8 protein-coding genes and 1 pseudogene are annotated in these 9608 nt (G+C 56.2%); all 9 read right to left on the reverse strand.

Going from position 1 to position 9608, the window contains the following annotated elements:
- Positions 1-308 precede the first annotated feature (308 nt).
- A complete protein-coding gene (gene murA / locus VU18_RS14530; RefSeq protein ID WP_014196941.1) occupies positions 309-1613 on the reverse strand; it encodes a UDP-N-acetylglucosamine 1-carboxyvinyltransferase in 1305 nt (434 codons plus the stop codon).
- A gap of 83 nt (positions 1614-1696) precedes the next feature.
- Positions 1697-2400: pseudogene (locus VU18_RS14535) on the reverse strand (YwmB family TATA-box binding protein); the annotation flags it as partial.
- Positions 2401-2660: 260 nt separating this feature from the next.
- Positions 2661-2900: a DUF1146 family protein gene (locus VU18_RS14540; protein ID WP_014196942.1), complete on the reverse strand. Its 240-nt coding sequence runs from the start codon at positions 2898-2900 to the stop codon at positions 2661-2663.
- A gap of 378 nt (positions 2901-3278) precedes the next feature.
- Positions 3279-4772 carry an NADH-quinone oxidoreductase subunit NuoN gene (gene nuoN, locus VU18_RS14550; RefSeq protein ID WP_014196943.1) on the reverse strand — a complete coding sequence of 498 codons (1494 nt, stop codon included), beginning with the start codon at positions 4770-4772 and terminating at the stop codon, positions 3279-3281.
- A gap of 4 nt (positions 4773-4776) precedes the next feature.
- A complete protein-coding gene (locus VU18_RS14555) occupies positions 4777-6354 on the reverse strand; it encodes an NADH-quinone oxidoreductase subunit M (protein ID WP_011232813.1) in 1578 nt (525 codons plus the stop codon).
- A complete protein-coding gene (gene nuoL / locus VU18_RS14560) occupies positions 6351-8204 on the reverse strand; it encodes an NADH-quinone oxidoreductase subunit L (protein ID WP_014196944.1) in 1854 nt (617 codons plus the stop codon). The genes VU18_RS14555 and nuoL overlap by 4 nt, the downstream gene beginning before the upstream one ends.
- Positions 8205-8221: 17 nt before the next feature.
- Positions 8222-8527 carry an NADH-quinone oxidoreductase subunit NuoK gene (nuoK, locus tag VU18_RS14565; protein ID WP_011232815.1) on the reverse strand — a complete coding sequence of 102 codons (306 nt, stop codon included), beginning with the start codon at positions 8525-8527 and terminating at the stop codon, positions 8222-8224.
- Positions 8524-9045: an NADH-quinone oxidoreductase subunit J gene (locus VU18_RS14570; protein WP_011232816.1), complete on the reverse strand. Its 522-nt coding sequence runs from the start codon at positions 9043-9045 to the stop codon at positions 8524-8526. Before VU18_RS14570 ends, nuoK begins: the two co-directional genes overlap by 4 nt.
- On the reverse strand, positions 9042-9461 hold the full coding sequence (nuoI, locus tag VU18_RS14575) for an NADH-quinone oxidoreductase subunit NuoI (protein WP_013146600.1): 420 nt from the start codon (positions 9459-9461) through the stop codon (positions 9042-9044). The genes VU18_RS14570 and nuoI overlap by 4 nt, the downstream gene beginning before the upstream one ends.
- Positions 9462-9608: the final 147 nt, after the last annotated feature.

Raw genomic sequence — 9608 nt, forward strand, 5'->3', positions numbered from 1 at the left:
GAGAACAGCATTTCCCCTTAAATCGCCATCCTGCTAAACATGAAGCCGTTGAAAAAAGTCGGTGACTGAATAGGGGGCGATGGAACAAGGGGGTTCTCGAAAGCACATGTTTCACCACCGTCGCGACTTGCTTCGCGCGATGCGATCAAGCTTATGGTGAAATTTCATACAGACGGTCTTTCTCTGAGCTTCAAAACAGACCGTTAGGAACGAACGGTTGTTTTTTACCGTCCTTCGACGGTCGCCCGTGTTCCAAGAAAAAACGACCATTCCCTGCTCGAAGGCAGTTCACGGTCGTTTTTCGCTCTTTATCCGTTCCATTGGATCGTTTGAATTTGGTCGAATTGTTCTGTTTCTTCGCGGACGCGTTCAATGTCGGCCCCAAGCGCAGCCAACTTTTCGTGGAAGCGGACATACCCGCGGTCGAGATGACGAAGCTCGGTCACGCGCGTGTAGCCGTCCGCCGCGAGTCCAGCCAAAATCAACGCCGCCGCTGCGCGCAAATCGGTGGCCGCCACTTCGGCGCCTTGCAGCTGGCACGGGCCATTGATAATGACGGAACGCCCTTCAATTTTAATATCGGCGTTCATGCGCCGGAATTCCTCCACATGCATAAAGCGATTTTCAAACACCGTCTCGGTGATCATGCTCGTGCCTTCCGCTTTCAACAAGAGAGCCATCATTTGCGACTGCATGTCGGTCGGAAAGCCCGGATATGGCATCGTTTTAATGTCGACGGCTTTCAGCTTTTCCGGACCGATGACACGCAAGCCGCTTTCCTCTTCAATGACGGTCACGCCCATTTCTTCGAGTTTAGCGATCAGCGAGCCTAAATGTTCCGGAACGGCTCCTTGCACGAGGACATTGCCGCCGGTGATTGCCGCCGCCACCATAAACGTGCCGGCTTCGATGCGGTCCGGAATGACCGTATGCGTTGTGCCGACGAGCTCGTCAACTCCCTCGATTCGAATCGTTCCGGTGCCGGCGCCGCGCACTTTGGCGCCCATCGCGTTCAAAAAGTTCGCCAAATCGACGATTTCCGGCTCTTTCGCACAGTTTTCGATCACAGTCGTGCCTTCCGCGAGCACGGCGGCCATCATAATGTTTTCCGTCGCCCCGACGCTTGGAAAGTCCAAATAAATTTTGGCGCCGCGGAGCCGTCCGTTCACTTCCGCATCGATAAAGCCATTGCCGACTTTCACAGACGCGCCCATCGCTTCAAATCCTTTTAAATGTTGATCGATCGGGCGCGAGCCAATGGCACAGCCGCCCGGCAGCGCCACGCGGGCTCGGCCGTTGCGCGCCAACAGCGGCCCCATGACAAGCACCGACGCGCGCATTTTTCGCACATATTCAAACGGCGCTTCCACCGTCAACGGACCGGTGGCATCGACGGTGACCGTCTCGTCGGCAATGTGCACATCGGCGCCTAAATAGCGGAGCACTTCACTGATTGTATATACATCGGAAAGAGCAGGCACATCATGAATCGTACTTGTTCCTTTCGTAGCCAATAAAGTGGCAGCGATGACAGGCAAAACGGCATTTTTTGCGCCTTCCACTTTGACGGTGCCGCTCAACCGGTTTCCGCCACGGACGATGATCTTTTCCAAGGTATTCCCCTCCGCGTCCAATTTCTCTATATTAGTATTCAATGGTAATGATTGGGGTTCCAGCAACGACGCGCGTCTTGCCNCCCAATTTTTCTCTCAAGGCGAGTTGCAGGTTGATCGGCTGATGATTGGCGGCCGGGAGAACGTTCTTCCACTGCCCAGTATATGCAGACAGGGAAACGAGTGACTCTTCCCGCAGCCACTCGACAGGCGTCGCTTGAAAATCGCGAAGCAATTGAGAAGCTTGATCGAACAAACCACCTTCCATATTACCACTGAACTCGCCTTCAATACAAGCGAAAAATGTAGAGTGATTCACAAATAGTCCGTTCGTCGTTTTTTGAATGTGCTGTGCTGCTTCTTTCCACCCAGCTTGGCTCCACGTTGGGCCGGTCGCTTCATAGAGGATATACGTTTGCGGCGTTCCATTTGTGACGGTCATCACGAGCTGGATTTGTTCACGAAAAAAGGAATGTTCATTCGTGCCGATCACTTTTTGCCAATGGCTAGTTTGGTGGAACGTCCAGCGGAAGGAGCGGTATGTTTGTTTGAACTCCGCCATTTTTTTGAAAAAGTCCGCATCATTTTGAATATCGTGGGCATACTCTCTTGTGTACACGACCCAGCGGCCGAGCGAGGCACCGTGTTGCGCCAATGTGTGCGCCATCATTTCCAACGGTTCGGACCATTCGTTCCCCCGCGCGCCTTCCGTCCGGTATTGCCCTGCGGCCAACAACAAGACCGCGGCGGCCAGCGCCATCAGCCAACAGATTGGATTTTTTCTCATCTTCGTTCCCTTCCTCTCCTTACTTGTTATTGTTGCCACCGGGCAAGGGAACATACGTCAAAAAAATCGACAACCGGCGATTTTTGAAATCGCTTTCATAAATAAACATCAAAGCGGAGGGCAAACAGCCGAGAATCCATGGAAGAAGGGGACGGGACGGGGAGCAAAGAGGCGGCGGCAAGAACGGATCGGCCGGACAGAGGGCGGGGCAAGCGGACAGTTGGAGGGGGAGCCGAAGCACCACGGCGCCCCGGGCCTCCCTATTCGCGGAACAAATACGGCAAATCGGTTGACCAAGCCCAATAGTCAAGGAAAAAGTTCGCCACCGTCGAGCCGATGGCAATCGTCAATAAAATGTACAGCAGCCGCCCTTGGACGACGCGGTTCGGCCGAAGCAGCACCTCGAGCCGCACCGCCTGCAGCGTCCACCACGTCACCGCTAGAAACGCCAAATGAACGATAATCGAAATCAACGCTTGTTGGCCGATGACCAGCATCATCAAGTTTCACCTCTTTCTCAAGCATATGTGAAACGGCGCATACGAAGCATTTCCTCTTTTTCGGAACGCGGCGTGCAGCCAAAGCACTTCATGCGTTTCGAAAACAGATTAAGCGTCGCATGACAAGCTCTTCTCCCCCGAAACAGCACCGGCCGCACATCCAAGGTGCTCCTCGACCCGAAACAAAGCCAGCGGGATGNGCATTCCCCTCTTTCTATGAAAATGCGCAGGCCTTGAAACTTTCATGCTAGGTGGAAAGCAAACATTGCTCGATGGAGCTTTCCTGCGCAAAGCACGCAGCGCATCCCCTCCTTTCCAAACGAAGCCGGCGGCGCAAAAAAAGAGGAGAGGCATTCTCCCTCTCCCTTTATTCTACCGTTACGGCAAAAAATCGCCAAAATGCCCAAACTGGGCAAGCATATCGTAAGCAAGCCCCGGCGCCCAGCCGATCGCCAACGTTCCAAGCGCGCAAAGAACGACGGCGGTCGACAGCCCGGCCGGCAGCCGGCCAAGCGGCGCGGTGAACGTCGGGCGGAAAAAGAGCTGGACGATCAAATTGAAATAATACACGTACGAGATGACGGTCGTGATCGCCATCACGGCGGCGAGCACATAATGGCCCGGCTCTGTGACGACAAGGCCGATGAAAATATGCAGCTTGGCGATAAAGCCAGCTGTTCCTGGGATGCCGGCGAGCGAGAGCAAAAACAGCCCGAACGCCGCAGCCAGAAATGGGCGGTGCCGATATAAGCCGGCGAGCCCATCCAAATCATCGGATCCGGTTTCATTGACAATATGGGCAATAATGGCAAACGCCCCGATGTTCATCAACGTATAGACGAGCAAATACATCCAGAGCGAATCGATCATCGCCCATGACATCGCGGCAAACCCCGCGAGCAAGTAGCCGGCGTGGGCGATGCCTGAGTAGGCGAGCAGCCGCTTTAAACTCCGCTGCCGAAGCGCCACGACGCTGCCGATGATCATCGTCAATCCAGCTAACACGGTGATGATCGGCTGCATCGACAAAAGAAGCGATGATGGGTCACGCCCTTCAGACGGCGCCGCGGCAAAGATCGTCACCAGCAAACGGAGAAGAAGGGCAAAGCCGGCCGTTTTCGACACGACGGCAAAAAACGCGGTCGCTGGAACGGGCGCTCCTTCGTACACGTCCGGCGCCCACATATGAAACGGAACAGTCGCCAGCTTAAACGAAACGCCGATGAGCAAAAGCAGAAACGCCAAAGCAAGCATGTACGGCTCGTTCGTCTCCTGCAAGCGGCGCGCGATGCCGCCGAGATTCGTCGTTCCGGTCAAGCCGAACACATAACTCATGCCAAACAGCATGATGGCGGTGGCGATGCCGCCATTGATGACGTATTTGAGCGCCGCCTCGTTCGATGCCGGCGCCGTTTTGCGCAAACCGGCCAAAATGTAGGACGACACCGAAAGCAGCTCAAGGCTGACAAATAATGTAAGCAAATCGCCGCTAGACGCCATCATCATCGCCCCAAGCAGCGCAAACAACATCATATAGACAAATTCGCCGCGGTGCGGACTGCCTTCTTTCGGCGCCCATTCGGCCACTAAAAGCAGAGCGAGCGCTCCGCCAGCCAGCAAAATGAACTTGAACGCTTTGGCGAACGCATCGAGCCGGAACGTATCATGCAAAATCGATGCCGACCCGGCCGGGATCATCGCCGCTGTCGCGATCATGGCGAGCGCCGCCGCCGCCGCGGCGCCCCAAGCAAGCGGCCGGCGGCTTCGATCACTCGGCAGCGCCAAGTCAATCACCAACAGCGCTATGGCGGCCGCGAGGACGATCCATTCGGGCGCCATCATGCTCCAATCGGATTGCCATACATCGTTCATGTGATCAACCCCCTAGCCCGTTCATCATCGTCTTGACGACGGCCGTAAGCGGCGCGGCCAATAGCTGTGGATAGACGCCGACGGCCACGATCAACGCGACGAGGATGAACGCCGGCACAGCTTCTTTTCCTTGCAAGTCAACGACGCCCCCTTGCGGTTCACCTAGGCTTGCCGCAGATGCTTGCGGCTCACGCCAGCCCATGACCGCTTCCCGCCGGTCGCGGGGGCGGCCGAACGTGATATCAAGGACGGCTTTCAGCGAATAGACAGCGGCGAAGATCAATCCAAGCGCACCCACGGCGGCAAGGGCCGGCTTCGTTTGAAACAGCCCGAGAAACGACGTGAATTCACCGACAAATCCCGCCAGCCCCGGCAGACCGAGCAAGGCGAGCGCCGCTGTGAGCAAATACCCGGAAAAGAGCGGCATCGCTTTCGTCAGTCCACCAAGCCGGTTGATGTCCGTTGTTCCCATTCGATGAGCGAGCACGCCGACAAGCAAAAACGACAAGGCCGAGATGAGTCCGTGAGCCACCGATTGAAAGACCGCTCCTTGAATGCCGGCCTCATTCAACGCACCGAGTCCGATGAGCACGACCCCCATATGCGACACGCTTGAGTAGGCGAGCACGCGCTTCAATTCGCGCTGGCGAAGCGCCAACAGCGCGCCGTACAGCACGTTGATGACGCCAAATAGAGCGAGAACGCCGGCAAACGAGCGGAACTCATCCGGAAACAAGCCGACCCCGAAGCGAATCATCCCATACGCTGCGATTTTCAGCAACACCCCGGCATGAAGCATCACCACCGGCGGCGGCGCTTCGACGTGGACGCGGATGAGCCAGCAGTGGAACGGAACAGCCGGCAGCTTGACGGCAAATGCCAACAACAGCCCGCCGAGCAGCCAGCGACGCCCTTCCTCCGTCAACGGCGCAATCAGTTGCCCTTCCGCCGCTGGATTATGTAACATTTCATGAAGCAAGGCAAAGTTCGCTGTTCCAGTTCGGGCAAGCAGCACCGCGATCACAACAAGCAACAAAGCCGAGCCGAGCCCGTTGTACAACAAGTAGCTGTACGCCGCCCGCTCGCGCTCAAACCCGCCCCACTTGCCGACAAGCAAAAACATAGCGACCAACGTCACTTCTAAGAAGAGGAAAAACCAAACGAAATTGGCGGCGGAAAATACGCCGAGCATGCCAATCTCAAGCGCCAGCAGCCAGAGAAAATACCCTTTTTTCTCCGTTTTGACAAGCATCGACGCCAAAGCGGCCAACGTCGCCAACACCGCGGTCAGAACGATAAAGACAAGCGACAGCCCATCGATGCCGAGCTCATAGCGGATCACATACGCCGCGTCCGTCAAAAATGGCAGGTCAGCAAGCCGCACCCAGTCCCGCGCTTCGTCGAGCCGCTCGAGGCGAAACCCGCGCCCGGACTGAATGAAAGCAAACAACGCCAAAATGAGCGGCGGTACGGTGGCAGCCGTTCCGAGCCATTGAATCATTCGTTCATCCGTTTTGCGGACAAACATCAGCAACACGATGCCTAACAGCGGCGAAAAGACGAGCAGCGATAAAAACATCATAGCCAGTACCCCCCTGTTAAGGCGAAAATGACGACCAAAATCGCCAATCCGGCCACCGTCACCGCCCCATACGTCTGCGCCTGCCCGTTTTGCCCGCGCGACCCAGCCGAGGCGGCCGCGCCGACAATGCCGGCGGCAAGCCGGGCGAGCCCTTCAACAAGGAAGCGGTCGACATACGTCAACAGGCGGCTGATCCATGACACAAGCGACACGACCGTCAAACGGTAAATGTCATCGATGTAGTAATGACGGCGCAGCAGCTCATCAACATACGGAACACGCGCGGACAGCCAATCGCGCGGCATTTTCTGCGCCCCGTACATCAGCCAAGCGAGAAAAATCCCTGCAAACGACACGATCGTCGCCAAAACAGCGATCCATCCCGGCGCCGCTTCATGACGATACGCTCCATCCGTCAACCATTCGCCAAGGAACGAGCCAAACCATGGCGTTTGCATGTATCCGGATGCAATCGACAGCACGCCGAGCACAAGCATTGGCGCCACCATCGAGGCTGGCGCATCATGAGCATCCTCATGATGCCGCGCTTTGCCGGCAAAGACGAGGAAAAAGAGCCGGAACATATAAAACGACGTCAACAGCGCGGCAGCGACCGCGAGCCAAAAGAGGAGGCGCGGCCCGTTCGTCCAGGCGGCGGCCAAAATTTCGTCCTTGCTGAAAAAGCCGGCGAATAGCGGAACCCCGCTGATCGACAGCGCCCCAATGAGGAATAGCGGCGCGGTCCATGGCAGCCGCCGCCAAAGCCCGCCCATTTCCTCGATGTTTTGCGTACGGACGGCATGAATGACGCTCCCGGCGGCCAAAAAGAGGAGCGCTTTAAAGAACGCATGCGTCGTCAAATGGAAGATGGCCGCGACATAGCTGCCGGCGCCAAGCGCCAACATCATATAACCGAGCTGGCTGATCGTCGAATACGCGAGGACGCGCTTAATGTCCGTCTGCACCAAGCCGATCGTCGCGGCGAAAATCGCCGTCACCCCGCCGATCGTCGCCACAGTCATCATGGCTGCATGGCTTGCCTCATACAGCGGAAACAATGCCGCCACAAGGTACACACCGGCCGCCACCATCGTCGCAGCGTGGATGAGCGCCGACACCGGCGTCGGGCCTTCCATCGCGTCTGGAAGCCATGTATGGAGCGGAAATTGCCCCGATTTGCCGATGGCGCCGATGAAAATCAAGATCGCCGCGAGCGTCGTCATCCCCGGCGACAGCGTCCCGTCGCCGACGGCGCGGAAAATGTCGTCGTAATCAAAGCTGTGCGTTTGCCAAAAGAGCAACATCATGCCGATGAAAAAGCCAACGTCGCCGATGCGCGTCATGATGAACGCTTTTTTCGCCGCCGCTTTTGCTTCTTCCTTATAGAAGTAAAAACCGATCAGCAAAAACGATCCAAGCCCGACGAGCTCCCAAAAGATGTACGCCTGCAGCAAATTCGGCGACAGCACAAGACCGAGCATCGCAAACGTAAACAGGCCCAAATACGCGTAAAAGGTGGAAAACCGTTCATCGCCAGCCATGTACCCTTGCGAATACACATGGACGAGCCAGCTGACGAGTGCGACGACGACGAGCATCCAAGCGTTTAGGGCGGTGGCGGAAATCCCGACCGTCAACGTCACGCCGCCTATCGTCATCCATGTCCAGTTTGCCTCATACGTCGACCCGCCGAGGCGGTCCACAAGCACCGCGAGCGCCAAAAGCAGCGACAAGAACGCCGCGGCGATGCCGACATAGGCGCTTGCTTGTTTCCATCTCCGTCCGAACAGCAGCAACAGAATGAACGAACCAAGCGGGAACAGCGGCACGACCCAAGCTAGGTTCATCATCGTTCCCATCCCCTTCTCTAATGTTTCAACGAATTGGCTTCATCGACTTGAACCGTCTTCCGGCTGCGGTAAAAAGCGATGAGCGCAGCTAAGCCGACGGCTGCTTCCGCCGCCGCCACGGCGATCGCAAACAGCGCGAACACATGCCCGTGAACGCTGGGATGGGCGCCGTATTTGGCAAACGCGACGAAATTGATGTTAACCGCATTTAACATCAGCTCAATGCAGATGAGCACAATGACCGTATTCCTCTTCGTGAGCGCCCCGTACAGCCCGATGCAAAACAAGATCAGCGCCAACGCTAAATAGGCCGATAATGTCATTCGTCTTCCGCCCCCTTGCCGTCTTTTTTCGCCAACACGATCGCGCCAATTAAGGCGACAAGCAAAATGACAGACACGATTTCAAACGGAATCGTATAATACGAGTAAAGCAACTTGCCGATCGCCTTAGCGTTGTCGCCCGCCAGCGCGCTGCCGTCAGCGCCGAAGTCGAGCTGGCGGATGCCGAAGTAGACGGCAAGGCCGAAGGCGATGACGGAGAGGGCGGCAACCGCTTTATGCCAGACGCCGCCGGTGGTTTGGCGCTCCCTTTCGTCTGTGTGATGGCGCGTCAGCATGATCGCAAACAGCATGATGATCGTGATGGCTCCGGAATAGATGAGCACTTGCACAACAGCGACAAATTCGGCGGACAACAGCACGTACAGCCCGGCAATGCCCAAAAATGTCATGACGAGGGCGATGACCATATGGACGACGTTCGTCAGCTGGAGCATCGTCACTCCCCCGGCAATCGCCGCGAGGGCGAGCAAGAAAAAGGCGATGTCCGTTCCGCTCACGGCTTATTCTCCCTTCTTATGTTCGTATCGTTTTCATCAAGCCAGGCCAAATCTTTATACAGAGCGTCGCGGCTGTATTCCGCGAGCTCAAAGTTGTTCGTCATGACAATCGCTTCCGTTGGGCATACTTCCGTGCACAAATCACATAAAATGCAAATTTCAAAGTTGATGTTGTACGTCTCAATCACTTTCCCTTTTTTCGTCGGATCGGGATGTTTTTTCCCGGTCAGCTGGATGCATTCGGTCGGGCAAATGTTGACACACTGGTTGCACACGATGCATTTTTCGGGATAAAATTTCTGGATGCCCCGAAACCGATCCGGGAGCGGGAGCGGTTCGTGCGGGTAATCGTACGTCACTTTTTCGCGCGTCAACTCTTTTAACGTATACGCCAATCCTTTCATCAACCCTATCATCCGTCTACCCCTCTCATGGGAAAAGTGGCGTTCCGACACGACCTCTGCCCGAAGAAGGAGGCCATGCTCATGGGCGGCTGCCCCCTTCCTGGCAAGACAAGTTGCTTTGTTTCTTTAGAGGACTGGCGAAAAACGACCGATTTCGCC

It is taken from the genome of Geobacillus sp. ZGt-1 (assembly GCF_001026865.1).
In the GTDB taxonomy this organism is placed as follows: domain Bacteria; phylum Bacillota; class Bacilli; order Bacillales; family Anoxybacillaceae; genus Geobacillus; species Geobacillus thermoleovorans.

What these genes read in the sequence shown, in the direction of transcription:
- VU18_RS14540 (WP_014196942.1), bottom strand. Translation starts at nt 2,900, where the DNA reads ATGATGCTGGTCATCGGCCAACAAGCGTTGATTTCGATTATCGTTCAT.
- nuoN (WP_014196943.1), bottom strand. Translation starts at nt 4,772, where the DNA reads ATGAACGATGTATGGCAATCCGATTGGAGCATGATGGCGCCCGAATGG.
- VU18_RS14555 (WP_011232813.1), bottom strand. Translation starts at nt 6,354, where the DNA reads ATGATGTTTTTATCGCTGCTCGTCTTTTCGCCGCTGTTAGGCATCGTG.
- nuoL (WP_014196944.1), bottom strand. Translation starts at nt 8,204, where the DNA reads ATGATGAACCTAGCTTGGGTCGTGCCGCTGTTCCCGCTTGGTTCGTTC.
- nuoK (WP_011232815.1), bottom strand. Translation starts at nt 8,527, where the DNA reads ATGACATTATCGGCCTATTTAGCGTTGGCGCTGATCTTGTTTTGCATC.
- nuoI (WP_013146600.1), bottom strand. Translation starts at nt 9,461, where the DNA reads ATGATAGGGTTGATGAAAGGATTGGCGTATACGTTAAAAGAGTTGACG.